The 15,734-nt window shown below is 68.4% G+C and carries 13 protein-coding genes; 6 read left to right on the forward strand and 7 right to left on the reverse strand.

The window, feature by feature from the left end:
- Positions 1-35 precede the first annotated feature (35 nt).
- A complete protein-coding gene (locus MBA17_RS24585) occupies positions 36-1,202 on the reverse strand; it encodes a CE1 family esterase (RefSeq protein ID WP_238498922.1) in 1,167 nt (388 codons plus the stop codon).
- A 755-nt stretch (positions 1,203-1,957) separates the two neighbouring features.
- Here MBA17_RS24585 and MBA17_RS24590 point away from each other — a divergent pair.
- Positions 1,958-3,433, forward strand: coding sequence for an endo-1,4-beta-xylanase (locus tag MBA17_RS24590; protein WP_238498923.1), 1,476 nt, complete (start codon positions 1,958-1,960; stop codon positions 3,431-3,433).
- Between the two features lie 322 nt (positions 3,434-3,755).
- Here MBA17_RS24590 and MBA17_RS24595 read toward each other — a convergent pair whose 3' ends face one another.
- The gene (locus MBA17_RS24595; protein WP_238498924.1) at positions 3,756-4,586 is read right to left on the reverse strand and encodes a PaaX family transcriptional regulator; all 831 of its coding nucleotides are present in this window, start codon (positions 4,584-4,586) and stop codon (positions 3,756-3,758) included.
- Between the two features lie 84 nt (positions 4,587-4,670).
- Here MBA17_RS24595 and MBA17_RS49640 point away from each other — a divergent pair, with 84 nt between their 5' ends.
- Complete coding sequence (locus tag MBA17_RS49640; RefSeq protein ID WP_274385883.1) at positions 4,671-5,078, forward strand: hotdog family protein; 408 nt, start codon at positions 4,671-4,673, stop codon at positions 5,076-5,078.
- Positions 5,079-5,099: 21 nt separating this feature from the next.
- Positions 5,100-6,404 carry an MFS transporter gene (locus tag MBA17_RS24610; protein WP_238498925.1) on the forward strand — a complete coding sequence of 435 codons (1,305 nt, stop codon included), beginning with the start codon at positions 5,100-5,102 and terminating at the stop codon, positions 6,402-6,404.
- A gap of 406 nt (positions 6,405-6,810) precedes the next feature.
- Here the strand turns inward: MBA17_RS24610 and MBA17_RS24615 are convergent, their stop codons facing one another.
- Positions 6,811-7,968, reverse strand: coding sequence for a 4-hydroxybenzoate 3-monooxygenase (locus tag MBA17_RS24615; protein WP_238498926.1), 1,158 nt, complete (start codon positions 7,966-7,968; stop codon positions 6,811-6,813).
- Between the two features lie 253 nt (positions 7,969-8,221).
- Here MBA17_RS24615 and MBA17_RS24620 point away from each other — a divergent pair, with 253 nt between their 5' ends.
- On the forward strand, positions 8,222-8,755 hold the full coding sequence (locus MBA17_RS24620) for an LppU/SCO3897 family protein (protein WP_238498927.1): 534 nt from the start codon (positions 8,222-8,224) through the stop codon (positions 8,753-8,755).
- A gap of 213 nt (positions 8,756-8,968) precedes the next feature.
- Here MBA17_RS24620 and MBA17_RS24625 read toward each other — a convergent pair whose 3' ends face one another.
- Positions 8,969-10,822, reverse strand: coding sequence for an endo-1,4-beta-xylanase (locus MBA17_RS24625; protein WP_238498928.1), 1,854 nt, complete (start codon positions 10,820-10,822; stop codon positions 8,969-8,971).
- 622 nt (positions 10,823-11,444) lie between these two features.
- Here MBA17_RS24625 and MBA17_RS24630 point away from each other — a divergent pair.
- Together MBA17_RS24630 and MBA17_RS24635 are read left to right on the forward strand one after the other, a co-directional pair.
- Positions 11,445-12,644 carry a DUF2786 domain-containing protein gene (locus MBA17_RS24630; protein ID WP_238498929.1) on the forward strand — a complete coding sequence of 400 codons (1,200 nt, stop codon included), beginning with the start codon at positions 11,445-11,447 and terminating at the stop codon, positions 12,642-12,644.
- 395 nt (positions 12,645-13,039) lie between these two features.
- Positions 13,040-13,486, forward strand: coding sequence for a DUF5980 family protein (locus tag MBA17_RS24635; protein ID WP_238498930.1), 447 nt, complete (start codon positions 13,040-13,042; stop codon positions 13,484-13,486).
- Between the two features lie 3 nt (positions 13,487-13,489).
- Here the strand turns inward: MBA17_RS24635 and MBA17_RS24640 are convergent, their stop codons facing one another.
- From MBA17_RS24640 to MBA17_RS24650, 3 genes are read right to left on the reverse strand one after another with little or no spacing between them, the layout of a single operon-like run.
- The gene (locus MBA17_RS24640; protein WP_238498931.1) at positions 13,490-13,720 is read right to left on the reverse strand and encodes an SDR family oxidoreductase; all 231 of its coding nucleotides are present in this window, start codon (positions 13,718-13,720) and stop codon (positions 13,490-13,492) included.
- The gene (locus MBA17_RS24645; protein ID WP_238498932.1) at positions 13,717-14,586 is read right to left on the reverse strand and encodes a dihydrodipicolinate synthase family protein; all 870 of its coding nucleotides are present in this window, start codon (positions 14,584-14,586) and stop codon (positions 13,717-13,719) included. Before MBA17_RS24645 ends, MBA17_RS24640 begins: the two co-directional genes overlap by 4 nt.
- Positions 14,587-15,723: a mandelate racemase/muconate lactonizing enzyme family protein gene (locus MBA17_RS24650; RefSeq protein WP_238498933.1), complete on the reverse strand. Its 1,137-nt coding sequence runs from the start codon at positions 15,721-15,723 to the stop codon at positions 14,587-14,589.
- Positions 15,724-15,734 lie beyond the last annotated feature (11 nt).

Raw genomic sequence — 15,734 nt, forward strand, 5'->3', positions numbered from 1 at the left:
GTCCTGGAGTCCGGTCCTCAAGGGAACTTCTTCCTTCAGGACGCGTCGCAGGTGAGGGTGGGGGTGGCGGGGGTGCCGTTGGCGGTGAAGCCGAACGTGGTGGTGCCGTCGGGGGCGATCGAGCCGTTGTAGGACTCGTTGCGCACGGTCGCTCCGGCTCCGGAGCCGGAGCGGACGCCGTTCCACAGGCTGCTGATCGTCTGCCCGCCGGGCCAGGTCCAGCCGACCGTCCAGCCGTTGACGGCGCTGCCGCCGGCACGGACGGTCACGGTGGACTGGAAACCACCGGACCAGGAGTTGACGGTCTCCATCGTGGCCGTGCATCCACCGGGTGCGGGGGTCGGCGATGGCGATGAGGAACTCCCGAACTGGGAGAAGAACGTCCACACCGCTGCCTTGGTCCAGGTCGTGACGCCGCTGTCGGTGTAGGTGCCGTCCACCGGGGCGGGCGTGTGGCCGTTGTCGAACGCGGCCCAGACGACCGGATAACCGGCCCGGCACCCGGAGTAGGTGGTGACGATGTGGCTGCGGCTGCCCGAACTCGGCTCAGGCGGGTTCTGCGCGGTACAGCCGTTGTTGCGGACGAACCTGTCACGCAGCGCCCGTCCCTGCGCAATGCCGAGCACCGTGTCCCCGAGGCCGTGCAACCCCATGTACGCGATCGGCTGGGTTCCGCCGCTGCACCCGCTGAGCTGCGCGCCGGAGAAGACTGCGACCGCCCGGAAGACCGTCGGCCGTGAGCACGCGAGAGAGAAGCTCATGCCGCCGCCGTAGCTGAAACCCAGAGCGAAGCGCTGCGAGGTGTCGACGCAGAGATCCGCCTCGATGAGCCGGATCAGGTCGTCGACGAAGGTGACGTCCTCACCGTTGCTGTTCGCCCAGCCGTTGTTGAAGCCCTGGGGCGCGACGAAGATCGCGCCGTTGTTTGACAACTGCCTGAGGCCGTAGAAGGACCAGGGATATCCGCTGGTTCCGCCGGAGTCGACGTCGGCCGCGGTGCCACCCAGCCAGTGGAAGCCGAAGACCAACCGGTACGGGGTGCCGTTGTGGTAGTTGTCGGGAAGCCGGAGGATGAAGGAGCGGTTCTTGCCGCTGGTCTGAATCGACTGCGTGCCGCTCCTCAGCGTCGGGGTCTTGCCGCATCCGGCGGTCGTCGCGAGGGCGCCGGCGGGCGCCGCGGCTGTGCCGGCGTCGCTGCTCATCGCCGCACGGCCCGTGGCCAGTACGACAAGTGCCGCGACAGCAACCGCGATCGTTGTGAAAAGGGAGCCGCGTCCTGACATCACGTAACTCCGATCTTGGTGCGGATTCCGATGCGTCTGGATGGAGGAACCATTCGCTACTCCCTTGTTCGGCGAGATCATCGGCCGGCTTGGGACTACTCAAACGAGGCCTGCGTCCCTTCTCGTACGCGGTTCGCTTCGCCGCATTGTTCCGCCTCTCTGCTGTTAGCGCTAACAAGCCGCTGCTCGGCCGAGACCACTCGGGCCGGTGGAGGTGGTGACGGAACGGAGCAAATACGAGGGAGAAAGAAACTGTCAAGAGCGCCTTAACGTGCAGCGGGTCGGCGGAGGCAGCGCCCAAGCGCGCCTACCTCGGATTATCCAGCCTGGCCGCAGTCGATCGGCGAGAGCGTCGCCATGAAACGTTCACCTGAGTCACCGACGAGCGCGGCCGAAACTTTCAAAGGCCAAAATCGCACATCGAACCAGTAAGACCGTAAGAACCCTGTGGCAAGGGGGCAGACGGCTCCCAAAGTTTTCAGTACATCCTTGACAATTTTCGGCGAGATTCCCACACTGAGTGCCCGAGGGGCTCTCCCCCTACCGGCTCGGTGGTGCTCAGCAGGGGGACTGCCGTCCCGACGCCTGTGATGTGCGTCCCCGCCGGGGCGCTGCGTCGTTCCCGCGGGTGTCCCGCACGATCCTTTCCCATGATTCGCAATGGAGGCTCGAACATGCGTGTCAACGCCATGTCCCCACCTACCGCCCAACGGCCGTTCGGCGCGCACCGCCGAGCACTGATCACCGGCGCGCTCGGCGCACTCGGCCTGATCACGGCACTGGCGACGGCGATTCCGGCCGATGCCGCGGCGAGCACGCTCGGTGCGGCGGCCCAGCAGAGCGGGCGATACTTCGGCACCGCGATCGCCGCGGGCAAACTGGGCGACTCCGCCTACACGACGATCGCCAACCGCGAGTTCGACATGATCACGGCCGAGAACGAGATGAAGATCGACGCCACCGAACCCAACCGGGGGCAGTTCAACTTCACCAACGGGGACCGCGTCTACAACTGGGCCGTGCAGAACGGCAAGCGGGTCCGCGGACACACCCTGGCCTGGCACTCCCAGCAGCCGGGCTGGATGCAGTCCCTGTCCGGCGGCACGCTGCGCCAGGCGATGATCGACCACATCAACGGCGTCATGGCCCACTACAAGGGCAAGATCTACGCCTGGGACGTGGTCAACGAGGCCTACGCCGACAGCGGCGGCGGCCGGCGCGACTCCAACCTCCAGCGCACCGGCAACGACTGGATCGAGGTCGCCTTCCGCACCGCGCGCACCGCCGACCCGGCCGCCAAACTCTGCTACAACGACTACAACATCGACAACTGGACCTGGGCCAAGACCCAGGGCGTCTACAACATGGTCCGCGACTTCAAGGCCCGCGGCGTACCCATCGACTGCGTCGGCCTGCAGTCGCACTTCAACAGCAACAGCCCCTACAACAGCAACTACCGCACGACCATCCAGAGCTTCGCCGCGCTGGGAGTCGACGTGCAGATCACCGAGCTGGACATCCAAGGCGGCTCGGCCACCACCTACGCCAACGTGACCAACGACTGCCTGGCGGTACCGCGGTGCACCGGCATCACCGTGTGGGGCGTCCGCGACAGCGACTCCTGGCTAGGCGCGAACGCCGCCCCTCTGCTCTTCGACGGCAACGGCAACAAGAAGGCCGCCTACACCTCGGTCCTCAACGCCCTCAACGCCGCGAACCCTAACCCCACCCCGACGCCCACCGTCACCCCGACCTCGGGTGGCGGAACCGGGCAGGTCAAGGGCGTGGCCTCCGGCCGCTGCCTGGACGTGCCCGGCTCCAGCACTACCGACGGCACCGCGGTGCAACTGTGGGACTGCAACGGTCAGAGCAATCAGCGGTGGACGCAGACCTCAGCAGGGGAATTGCAGGTGTACGGCAACAAGTGCCTGGATGCCGGAGGCACGGGCAACGGCGCCAAGATCCAGATCTACTCCTGCTGGGGTGGTGACAACCAGAAGTGGCGCGTCAACTCTGACGGCACAATCGTGGGCGTGCAGTCCGGGCTGTGCCTTGACGCCGCCGGCGCCGGCAACGGCACGGGGCTGCAGCTGTACAGCTGCTGGGGCGGCAGCAACCAGAAGTGGACCTACAACGCGGGCACCGCGTGAGCTTTGCCGACTGGTCGCCCTGGCGCCTGGGCCTGCTGACCCAGACCAGCTCCACCTGCTGACCGCACCCCCGGCGCGACCCTTCCTCGGCCCCGATGGGAGACCGAGGGAGGGTGAGCCACGCCCGTCCGAAGCGGCCGGGTGTGGCTCAACAGCGGGTTCTCACACGCCCGTGATCGTCCACTAATTGTCTCCCTGGTGGTCCGGGCTGACGGCGCCCACGCTCGCCCCGCTCGTGCGGGCGGCCTCCCGCGGCATCACGCGCGCGCTGCACGCCGCGGCCGAGGGACGGCCCGTCATGCGCAGTCCAGTATCGGGCCCGTCAAGTCTCCGGCGCGGATAAGGGCAGCACATCCAGCACCGTGTCCGCCAGCTTCACCGCGCAGGGCGCGTACCTCCCGGCCAGCTCATGGAACACGTGCTGGGCCCTGATCGCCGGCCAGTCGGCGGGCAGGTGCTCGGCGGGCAGGTGCGGGTCCTGGCGGACCAGCTGCAGCCAGTCGTTGTGCAGGAGCAGCTGACGCGCGAGATCGTCGGTCGCCGCCGGGAGCGGCCGGGCGATGTCCCAGCGCCCGAGGAAGGCGTGGTACCGCCCGGCGATCTGCTCGGTGCCGAAGGCCTTCCTGACCAGGTCCACCGCCTCCGTCGGCTGCAAGGCCCGCGCCGTCAGCACGGTCACGTGGTCGCCGAGGTCGAGCTGGGCGAGCGTCCCGGCGACGTCCTTGGTGCCGGGAGCGATCCACAGCCCGCTCTGCAGCAGGCCGAATCCGGCCCAGCTGAGCTGGGAACGCAGATCGTGCCTGGTGCTGCGGCGGCTGTCCGGGAGTGAGAAGCCGACCAGCGTCCAGGTGCCGTCCCAGTCGTGGTTGACCGCGCCGGTCTCCCAGACCCGCCTGCGCCCGTCCTCCAGCACCTCGGAGGCGTGCTCGGTGAGCCCGAAGTACACCTTGCGGCCCTGACGGCGCCTGGTCAGCATGCCGCGCTTGACCATGCGGGTGAGCGTGGCACGCACCGCCTCCTCGGAAACGCCCAGCCGGGCGAAGACGTCGATGACGCTGCCGGAGTAGACGGCGATGTCGCGTCCGAGCACGTACATGCCGAGAAAGCTGAACATCAGCGACTGCGGGCGCGCGGACGGCTGATCCTCTGTCACAGAGAGAGGGTAGACGGTGGCCGAATATTCGGCAAAACTATGACGCAAGTCGAAAAACTGTCATGTGTTGTGGAAGTGAAGTCGATGGATCTGTCCGACACGGGGTGCGTGGTCACGGGCGCGGGGCGCGGCCTCGGACGCGCGTATGCGGAGGCCCTGGCCGCTGCGGGCGCGGCGGTGGTCGTCAACGATGTGGACGCCGCGGCCGAGGTCGCCGCGGCGATCATCGCCGGTGGTGGCAGGGCCGCCGCCGCCGGTGCCGTCGGCCCCGCCGAACGGGGCGTGACGATGAGCGTCAACTACGGCCTGGAGAAGGTTCGCTTCCCCAGCCCCGTTCGGGCAGGCAGCAAGATCCGCCTGGCCGGCGAGGTCGTGTCGGTCACCGAGGTCGCGGGAATCGGCGTGCAGATGCTGCTCGACTTCACCGTCGAGATCGACGGCGCCGACAAGCCCGCCCGTGTCGCCCAGGCCGTCTACCGGCACTACGCCTGAGAGAAAGCGGAACCCCCCATCATGTCCATCTCGCCCGCAACCTCCTCCAACCCGGTTCAGCTCCGTCGAGCGGTGGCGTCGAGCTTCATCGGCAGCGTCATCGAGTACTACGACTTCCTGCTCTACGCCACCGCCTCGGCTGTGGTGTTCAGCAAGGTCTTCTTCTCCAACCTCCCCCCGCTCGCCGCGACGGTCGCCAGCTTCGGCACCTTCGCGACCGGCTACCTCGCCAGGCCGATCGGCGGGATCATCTTCGGCCACTTCGGCGACCGGCTGGGCCGCAAGCAGATGCTGATCCTGACGATGATCATCATGGGTGTCGCCAGCTTCCTCATCGGCCTGCTGCCCACCTACGCGCAGATCGGCACCGCCGCGCCGGTCATGCTGGTCCTGCTGCGCGTCCTGCAGGGCATCGCGGTCGGCGGCGAATGGGGCGGCGCGGTGCTCATGTCCGCCGAACACGCCACCGGCCGTCGTGGCCTGTGGGCCAGTTTCACCAACGCCGGAGCGCCGTTCGGCATGGTGCTCTCGACCGCCGCCCTCACGGGCACCGCGGCTGCCGTGGGCGAGGAGGCGTTTCTGAGCTGGGGCTGGCGCGTGCCGTTCCTGATCAGCATCGCCCTGCTCGGAGTCGGCCTGTTCGTACGGCTGCGCGTCGAGGAGACCCCGGTATTCAACGCCGCCAAGAGCCAGACCGCGCCCCGCTCCGCGCCGCTGATGGACGTGCTGCGCAACCACCCCAGAACGCTGCTGCTCGCGGCGGGTGTGGGCATGTCGGCCTTCGTGGCTCAGGGCACGCTGACCACCTTCCTGATCTCCTACGGCGTGCAGACCGGTTTCGCCCGCCAGGACGTACTGAACAGCCTGACGCTCGCCTCAGCCCTGGCTGTGGTCGGTATCCTCGGCTGGTCGGCGCTCTCGGACCGTGTCGGGCGCCGCCCGATCGTGCTCACCGGAGCAGTGCTCATGGCGTTGTTCGCCTTCGCCCTGTTCCCCATGGTCGACACGGGGAACATGGCCATGCTCGCCATCGCCCTCATAATCGGCCAGTCGATCATCCACCCGATGATGTACGGCCCGCTCGCCGCGCTGTACGCCGAGCTGTTCAACACCCGCAGCCGCTACACGGGCGCCTCGCTCGGTTACCAGATCGCCGGGCTCGGCGCCGGGCTCGGGCCGGTACTCTTCGCCCAGATCCAGGCATCGAGCGGGGGCGGCGGGACGATCGTGGTCTCCGCGGTCATCGCGGGCTTCTGCCTGCTGACCGTGGCCTGCACGCTGGGACTGAGGGAAACCAGCCGTGGAGACCTGACCGAAGGTAGTTGATCGATGCGGAACGCAGGAGTGGGCGGGTAGCCGGCCCGCAGAGCTCAGCTGACGCCCGGACGTACCGCCTTCGTCTTCGGTGAGCGGTCCGTGACCTACGCGGAGGTCTACGAGCGCACGTGCGGGCCGGCGACCTGGTCTGCGCCTGCCGATAATTACATCCGCCCAGGTCATGCCACTATGAGGGCTTCGCGTGGCATGCGCGAGTTCCGACCTTCAGGAGAGGGTGGCGGGTGCGGCATGATGACCAGCCGTGCTTCTTCGCCTGGCCTACCTGACTGTCACGAACGCTTTCGCCGCGCTGCGGTTGCTGCCGATGAGCGATCGGAGAGCTCACCACGCTCGCCATCAAGATCACACCGTCCACGGTGTGGGAACCCTTAAACGGGCGAATCGACGATCTTGCTTACCACGGCATCCCCACATAGTTTTCGGCGAGCGTCGTCGCCGCCGCCTCCGAGGAGGTCACGTAGTCGAGATAAGAGGTCTGCAGCCGCTCGCCGTACGCGTCGTCGTGGTCGAAGGTGTGCAGCAGCGTGGTCATCCACCACGAGAAGTGCTGCGCCCGCCAGACCCGCTTGAGGCAGGAGGCGGAGTAGGCGTCGAGCAGGTCGGCCGAGCCGGTGGCGTACCAGTGTTCCAGAGCGGCGGTCAGCACCCGCACGTCGGCGACGGCCAGATTGAGGCCCTTCGCGCCGGTGGGGGGCACGATGTGCGCGGCATCGCCTGCGAGGTACAGCCTGCCGTACTGCATGGGCTCGGCGACGAAGGAGCGCATCGGGGTGACGCTCTTCTCCAGGATGGGGCCGGACTGGAGGGCGAACCCGGGCACCGACTCCAGGCGGGCGCCCAGTTCGGCCCAGATCCGCTCGTCCGGCCAGTTCCCGACCGGCTCGTCCGGCGGCACCTGAAGGTAGAAGCGGCTGACCTCCGGCGAGCGCATGCTGTGCAGGGCGAAGCCGCGCGGGGTCCTGGCGTAGACCAGTTCCTCGGTGGAGGGCGGGACGCGGGCCAGGACGCCGAGCCAGGCGAAAGGGTAGTCCCGCTCGAAGGTCGAGATGACGCCGTCGGGGATCGACGGGCGGGAGACGCCGTGGAAGCCGTCGCAGCCGGCGATCACGTCGCACTCCAGGGTCTCCCCGCCGAAGGTCAGCCGTGGCGAGCCGGTCACATCGTGCAGCGCCACATCGGGCACGTCGAAGACGATCTTCCCGGACGCGGCGAGCCTGGCCGCGATCAGGTCCTTGACGACCTCCTGCTGTCCGTAGACGGTGATCGCCCGGCCGGGGACGAGCTTCTCGAAGGGGATCCGGTGCGCGGAGCCGCCGTACCTCAGCTCGATGCCGTGGTGCGGCAGGCCCTCACGGCGCATCCGCTCCCCCACGCCCGACTCGTTGAGCAGATCGACGGTGCCCTGTTCGAGCACGCCCGCGCGGACCCGCCGTTCGCAGTGGTCCCTGTCACGCAATTCCAGCACCACCGAGTCGATGCCCCGGAGGTGGAGGAGATGGGACAACAGGAGACCGGCGGGCCCGGCCCCGACGATCCCGACCTGAGTTCGCATGACACGAGCATGTCGTGCGGATCAGGTGCGCATCACTGGGTCTTCCGCCCAGCGGAAGGGGCGGCCACGAGATCTCCGCCCAGATCGCGTGCGGCGGACCGCACGGCCGGGTCCAGCCGCCGCCGGTCGGCGCTGTGCGAGATCAGCGTGGCGGCCCGGCCCGGCAGAGGACTTCGCCGGATGCTTCGGCGATTGCGTGAATGAGTGGAAGTGCGCTGCCGGCTGGTTAGGCTGCCTTGCCATGATGGGTGCCTTGAGTGATCGTCCCGGTCCGGCCGTCCGCCTCACCACGGGCCTCGCCTGTGCGCTCCTGATCGCGGTGACCCTGGGCTGCGCCGCCGAGGACGATCCGATCAACGCTCAGGTCGGCTCCTGCCTCGAAGCGCTCGGAAAGGGCGGCAAGACCCTCCGGGATGACTTCCACATCGTCGGGTGCACCACCCCGCGAGCCGGCTACAAGGTGATCAAGAAGGCGGACCGCTGCGACGACGTCACCAACGGATACATCGTGATCGCCAGCCGCCGATCGCGCACCCAGCTCTGCCTGACGCTGAACGCGAAGAAGGGCGACTGCTTCTACCAGGAGATCGGCTTCCCCACCGGCAAGGTGTCCAAGGTGACCTGCGGGCCCTCGGCGACCTACCGGGTCACCGAGGTGTTGGACGGGGCCGCTGACGCCTCGGTCTGCGGCAAGGGCGTACCCAACTGGACCAAGACCCCTGACGAGTTGCCGCGCGCCATCGTGTACCGCAACCCCCCGCTCACGCTCTGCGCCGACCGGCCGTGACCTCGGTCCGGTCGCCGGGGCTCTGACTCCGCCCCCACCGATCCCTGCCCCACCGCGCCACCCCCGCAGCCATCTACACCGCTCTGCCCGAAGCACTCCCCGCCGACACCCACACCCGGGTCGTGAGCGTGGAGGCCGCCGAGCCTGTCCAGGACAAGTGCCTGGCCCATCCACACCCGGTGAGGGGTGGATGGGCCAGAAGAGGAATTGCTGTCAGGCGCAGGTGTATCCACTCGGCAGCGAGGTGTTGCCATTGGGACGGCTGACCTGGAAGCCGAAGGTGGTGCTGGCACCCGGGCCGAGGTTGCCGTTGTGGCCCGCGTTCCTGGCCGTCACGGTCTGCCCGCTCACGGTCAGCTGGGTGTTCCAGGAGGCGGTGACGGTGTGCCCGGCAGGCAAGGTGAAGGTCACCGACCAGCCGCTGATCGCCGAGTTGCCCGCCGTCACCCGGACCGGGTCGACGACGTACCCGTTCTGCCACTGAGTCTGCGTGGTCGGGGTCACGGCGCAGGAGCCGCCTGTGTTGCCGCCAGTGGTGGTGAAGGCCGCCGCCGACGAGTTGGCCGACAGGTTGCCCGCGCCGTCACGCGCTCGCACATACACCTGGTACTGAGTACTGGCGGTCAGGCCGGTCAGTGTGATCGAGTTGGTGCTCGACTGACCCAGCAGCGGGTCGCTCGCGCCCTGCTCGCGGTACACGTCGTAGCCCGCCAAGCCGCTGCCGCCCGTGTCCGTGGACGCGGTCCACGTCATTGCCGCGCCGGAGGAGGTCACGTTGGACACGGCCGGGGTGCCCGGCGTGCTCGGCGGCGTGGTGTCGGTGCCGCCGCCCGTCTGGGTGGTGAAAGTGACCAGCTGGGAGTTGCCGGACAGGTTGTTCGCGCCGTCACGCGCCTGCACGTACACCTGATACTGGGTGTTGCCGGTCAGGCCGGTCAGCGTGATCGAGTTGGTGCTCGACTGGCCCAGCAGCGTGTCGGTGGCGCCCTGCTCGCGGTAGACGTTGTAACCCGCCAGACCCGAACCACCGGTGTCGGTCGACGCGGCCCAGGTCAGGGTCGCGCCCGACGCGGTCACGTTGGACGCGGCGGGGGTGCCCGGCGTGCTCGGCGGGGTGGTGTCGGGGTTCGGGTTCGCGCTGTTGAGTGCGTTGAGGACCGAGGTGTAGGCAGCCTTCTTGTTACCGTTGCCATCGAACAGGAGTGGAGTGTCGTTGGGGCGCCAGGAGTCGCTGTCCCGGACGCCCCAGGTGGTGATCCCGTTGCAGCGGGCTACGGCCAGGCAGTCGTTGACCACGTTGGCGTAGGTCGTGGCCGAGGCCCCCTGGATGTCGAGCTCGGTGATCTGGACGTCCACGCCGAGGGCCGCGAAACTCGAAATCGTGGTGCGGAAGTTGCTGTTGTAGGGGCTGCCGCTGTTGAAGTGGGCCTGGAGACCGACGCAGTCGATCGGCACGCCGCGGGCCTTGAAGTCGCGGACCATGTTGTAGACGCCCTGGGTCTTGTCCCAGGTCCAGTTGTCGATGTTGTAGTCGTTGTAGCAGAGCTTGGCGGCCGGGTCGGCGGTGCGCGCGGCGCGGAAGGCGACCTCGATCCAGTCGTTGCCGGTGCGCTGCAGGTTGGAGTCGCGCCGCCCGCCGCCACTGTCGGCGTAGGCCTCGTTGACCACGTCCCAGGCGTAGATCTTGCCCTTGTAGTGGGCCATGACGCCGTTGATGTGGTCGATCATCGCCTGGCGCAGCGTGCTGCCCGACAGCGACTGCATCCAGCCCGGCTGCTGGGAGTGCCAGGCCAGGGTGTGCCCGCGGACCCGCTTGCCGTTCTGCACGGCCCAGTTGTAGACGCGATCGGCATTGGTGAAGTTGAACTGCCCCCGGTTGGGTTCGGTGGCGTCGATCTTCATCTCGTTCTCGGCCGTCACCATGTCGAACTCGCGGTTGGCGATCGTCGTGTAGGCCGATTCGCCAAGCTTGCCGGCGTTTATCGCGGTGCCGAAGTAACGCCCGCTCTGCTGGGCCGCCGCGCCAAGCGTGGTCTCCGCGGCATCGGCCGGAAGCGACAACGCCAACGGTGCGACCGTGCCGACTAAGCCGAGAACACCGACGGCCACAACACGGCGGAGGCCGCTGAAGGATCGTCGGGTTTCACGCGGGGGTTGGGCGTTTGTGCGCATGCCTGAGCCTCCATGACTGAATCACGAGATGAACGCGGAGACACACCCTGCCGGATCGACGCCGTACCCCTCATGGGACGCAGACCACCAGAGCGTCAGAGGCGGCGAACCCTGCCGTGTCCACCGACCTGGCAGGGAGGCCGCCTCGATGACTCAGTGTGGAAACGTACCCGAAATTTGTCAATAATGCTCGAAATCTTTCGAGGCCTCCCGGACAAGTTTGCGCACTTCATACCCTATATACAGTAAGAATGACGTCTTGAAACTTTCTGAAGCTCTCTCTGCACAGTGGGATAGTCGGTGTTCATCGCAAGGCTCTCACCGATCAGGTACACGACCACCTTGCAATGAGGGCTCACCCGCGCAGCTTGGGCGGAAGAGATCGACAAGCCGAAGGAACCTGAAGCTTTCCTTGATCGTCTTCTATGCAGGCTCGCCGGCGACTGACGCGAGCATGGGTTGCCGGGGGTGATGGTTCGGTAGGGTTCTGGCGGACTTTCTTTAAGGTGGACGGCACGTGAATAAGGCTGATGAGCTGATCGGCGCGGCGATGGAGGCCCTTGTCCGCGAGGACCAGGCCGCCTTCGACTCCGCCGCCGCCTTCCTGGCCGACCGGGACGACGCCGATCGCGTGCTGGTGGAGGTTGTGACCCGCGCGATCTCGGGGTTGTGGCGGAACGGCTGGCAGCCCGCCGACGTGGTCAGGATCGCGGCCAGGCGGCTGACCGACTGGCACGGGCGGGCGGCGGCTGACCTCATCGCCTGGGAGATGCGGGCCTACGCGCCGGCCACGGTGGATGAGCGCTGGCGCGACCAACTCGCCGGCCTGGAGGCCGCGGTGTGGTGGAAGGGCGGCTACCTGGCGGCGCGGCAGGCGCGCGACGGGGCCAGCCGGCTGGTGACCGTCTCCGGTGTGCTGGAACTGCTGGGGTTGCTGACCGGGCTGCCGCTGCTGGAGTCGTTGAGCCCGCGGCCCGGGGCCGCTCGCCGTACGGTCCAGGCACGCTCGCACGCGGTCAGCGAGAAGACGTTCGCGCGGGTGCGGGCGTTGCTTGCCAAGGCGGAGTCGACGACGTACGAGGCGGAGGCGGAGACGTTCACGTCGGCGGCGCAGAGCTTGATGGCGAAGTACAGCATCGACGCGGCGATGCTGGACGCGCAGCCAGGCGGAGGTGAGGCCCCGGCGGGCATCCGGGTCGGCATCGACGCGCCGTACGAGCAGCCCAAGGCCGTGCTGCTCGACCTCATCGCCGAGGCCAACAGGTGCCGGGTGATCTGGTCGAAGGAGCTGGGGTTCGCCACCGTGCTGGGGTTCTGGGCGGACCTGTCCTGGGTGGAGGTGCTGTTCACCTCGCTGCTGGTGCAGGCGCAGACCGCGCTGGTGAACTCGGGCACCAAGAAGCACGGCACCGGCCAGTCGAGGAATAAGACGTTCCGCCAGTCGTTCCTGTCGGCGTTCGCCTCCAGGATCGGGGAGCGGCTCGCCGAGGCCACGGCGGCCGCGGTCTCGCAGGAGAGCGCCAGCCGGGGCACCGACCTGGTGCCGGTGCTGGCGGCCCGCGAACAGGAGGTGGAGCAGGCGGTCGAGCGCATGTTCCCGAACCTGGTCTCGCACGCGGTCCGCACGTCCTGGGACCGGGAGGGCTGGGCGGCCGGCCGTACCGCCGCCGATCAGGCCAGCCTCGGGTCGCGAGACCGACAACGCCTGTATCCCTGATTCTGGAGACATCTTTTCCCTGGCGGCAGCCATCCAAGGACGCGACGACACGGATCCGACAAGACAAGGCTGAATGTTGAGCTTGAGAAGCTCTCGCGCCTGCTCCTGCCGTCGTTGACGTGGCGCAGATGGCAAAGGCTCATTTGCGGTCAGCAGGAGATTCGGTTGTGTCGATCCCGAGACCGGACGTCAGCGAAGGTGTGCGCGGTACAGGTCGCTCACCGTAATGCCACCAGTACATCGAAAGCTTTCGGAATTGAAACTTTCACGAGCGCGAGGGTGACAGGCCAGGCCGCATGCCACCCACGGTGATTGATAAAACTTCAACTCTTGAATTCGCAACCAATTGGATAGAAGGTGTCAAGCGTTTTCACACTTTATGTTCGGGAGGTTCTGTGAGATCAATCCGATGTGCCCTCAGGCTGCTGCTCGGCGTCACCGCCGGCCTGGCGCTGACGCTGTCCGGCGCCTTACCGGCCTCGGCGACCACGATCGAAGCGACGTGGGAGCTGCGCGGCGACGGGCAGCGCATGTGCGCGCCCGGTGGCCATCCCAATACGTACTTCCTCGCTCCTGTTTACGGGAAGTGGGAGAACAAGATCACGCTCGGGATTCGGAACCTGCCTCCCGGCTCATACAGCAACGGCGGCGCGATCTGGCCCGGAGAGAATTACGGCAACACCATCCTCGGGTTCGTCCACGTATCGATCGCACCGGCTCCGCCCGCCGTGTACGTCGCCGAGCTGTGGGCCACGGACGGGATCGTGGAGCAGACCGCCCTCATCCGCATAAACATGAGGGAGGATTGCTGGTCACAGTGGAACCCGGATATTTGGCCCTGACGGTCAGGCTTCTCCACACGAGGAGGCATACGGCGCACGCCGCGAGGCCAGGAAGGCGACCGCTTCGGCCACGTCCCGCGGGGTGCCGGTGCGGCCGATCGGGTAGCCGTCCGCGGCGTTCTCCAGCCCCTCACCGCCGATCAGGCCCGGCGCGACGACGTTCGCCCTGATCCCGGCCGGTCCGTACTCCAGTGCGACGATCGGCGAGTTGCCGCCGGCGAGCAGGGCGGTCATGCGGCCCCCAGCTCCGGCAGGGCGGCCAGGACCTCGTCCAGCGCGGCCCGGCTGCCGGGGTCGAGCGGCTGGGCCGGCGAGCGGACGGCCGCCGACTCGATCAGGCCGCGGCGCACCAGCACCTCCTTGTGCACCGCCCAGGCGATGCCCGGCTGCATGCCGAAGCGGATCAGCGGGAGCAACCTGGCGAAGGCGTCCTGCCCGGGTGCCTGCAGGATCGGGGCGAGCAGGTCGGTGAACTCGCACGCCGGCATGGTGCCGACCGCTCCTCTGGCGTACTCCTCCAGGCAGAACAGCGCGTTCTGGCCGCCGAACACCGCGAAGTCGCCGCCCACTCTGGCGGCGACCGCGCCCACCTTGGGCGCGGTCGGCGGAGCCTCGATCTTGACCGAGGTGACGCCGTCCAGCTTGCTCAGCTCCACGATCAGGGACTCGGGCATGGACACCCCGGTGGCGCCGGGGGCGTCCTGCACCATCACGTCGATCCCCGCCCGCGCGGCGATCTCGCCGTAGAAGTCGGTGAGCTGTCCCGGCGTGGCCTTGACGAGGTACGGCGGGAGCACCATCAGGGCGTCCGCGCCCCCTTCCGCCGCGGCCAGGGCCTGCTCCAGCGCGGTCGCCGTGCTGGTCGAGCCGACTCCGGCGACCACCGGGGCGGATCCGGCCGCCCGGCGCACCTCGGCCAGGATCCTCGCGCGCTCGGCCGTGGTGAGCGCGAAGCCCTCGCTGGCCATGCCGAACACCGCGACGCCGTCGGCGCCGGAGGCGAGCTGCCACTCGGTCAGCCTGCGCAGGCTCGGCACGTCCAGCTCGCCGGCTGCGGTGAATGGCGTGGCAAGGATCGGGATAAGTCCGGATATGGGCACTTACGACTCCTCTTCCAGGGTGGTGATGTCGACCTCCACGCCCAGGCCGGGACCGGCGGGGAGGGGGAAGCCACCGGGGCCGCCGGGCAGCGGCGCGGTGAGGATCGCGCCGGCTACTTCGCAGGTGGTGGGCTGGTACTCGAAGAACGCCAGGTTCCCCAGGGCCGCGCTGACGTGCAGTCCCGCCGCGAGGGCGACGCCCAGCCCGGTCGAGTGGTGTGGCGCCACCGGCACGTGGTGGGCCGCGGCCAGCTCGGCGATGGACATCAGCTCGGTGATCCCGGTACGCCCGACGTCCGGCTGGGCCAGGCCCAGCGCGCGGCGCGAGAGCCAGTGCGCGAACTCGTAGCGATTGCGCAGCGTCTCGCCCACGGCGATCGGCAGCTCGGCCCGCCGCGCCAGCTCCCGGTGCCCCTCGACGTCCTCGGGCGCGAGCGGGGCCTCCAGGAACAGCGCTCCCCGCTCGGCCAGGCCGCGCGCCAGCCGTACGGCCGAGGGCACGTCGTAGACCCAGTGGGCGTCGACGGCGACCTTCAGCCCGGCGGCGGCGACCGCGTCCACGGTGGCCAGGTCCTCCTCGACGCCGTGGCCGAGGTGGAGCTTCACCGCGGTCGCGCCCTTGGCGGCCCACTCCTTGGCCAGGGCGGCCCGTTCGGCGTCGGACGGGCGGGGCAGACCGCTCACGTACACGGGAACGGTCTCGGTGAACGCGCCGCCGAGCAGGGACGCAACGCTCAACCCGGTGATCTTGCCGGTCAGGTCCCACAGGGCGATGTCGACGGCCGCGAGCGCGTCGGCCTGGTGCCCGGTCAGGTGACCGCGCTCGCGCATCAGGCCGGTCAGCCGGTCCCACAGCGGTCTGACCCGGGTGGGATCCTGGCCGATCAGCGCAGGGGCGAGCAGCCTGTCGACGATGGCCGCCGGCACCTCAGGGGCGACCGGGGCCAGCGCCTCGCCCCAGCCCGTGGTGCCGTCGTCGCAAGTGACCGAGACGAGCAGCGTCTCGAACCGGGCGGAGTAGAGGCTGCGCCACGGCGGGCGCACGAAGTAGCCCTCCTCCTGTGGCGGGGTGCCCAAGTAGGCGGCCTCATGCCGGATCTTCACCGGGAAGCAGCGCACTTGACGGATTTGCGACATGTGCGCAACGA

This window comes from Dolomitihabitans soli, from assembly GCF_022213955.1.
Lineage (GTDB): Bacteria > Actinomycetota > Actinomycetes > Streptosporangiales > Streptosporangiaceae > Streptosporangium_A > Streptosporangium_A soli.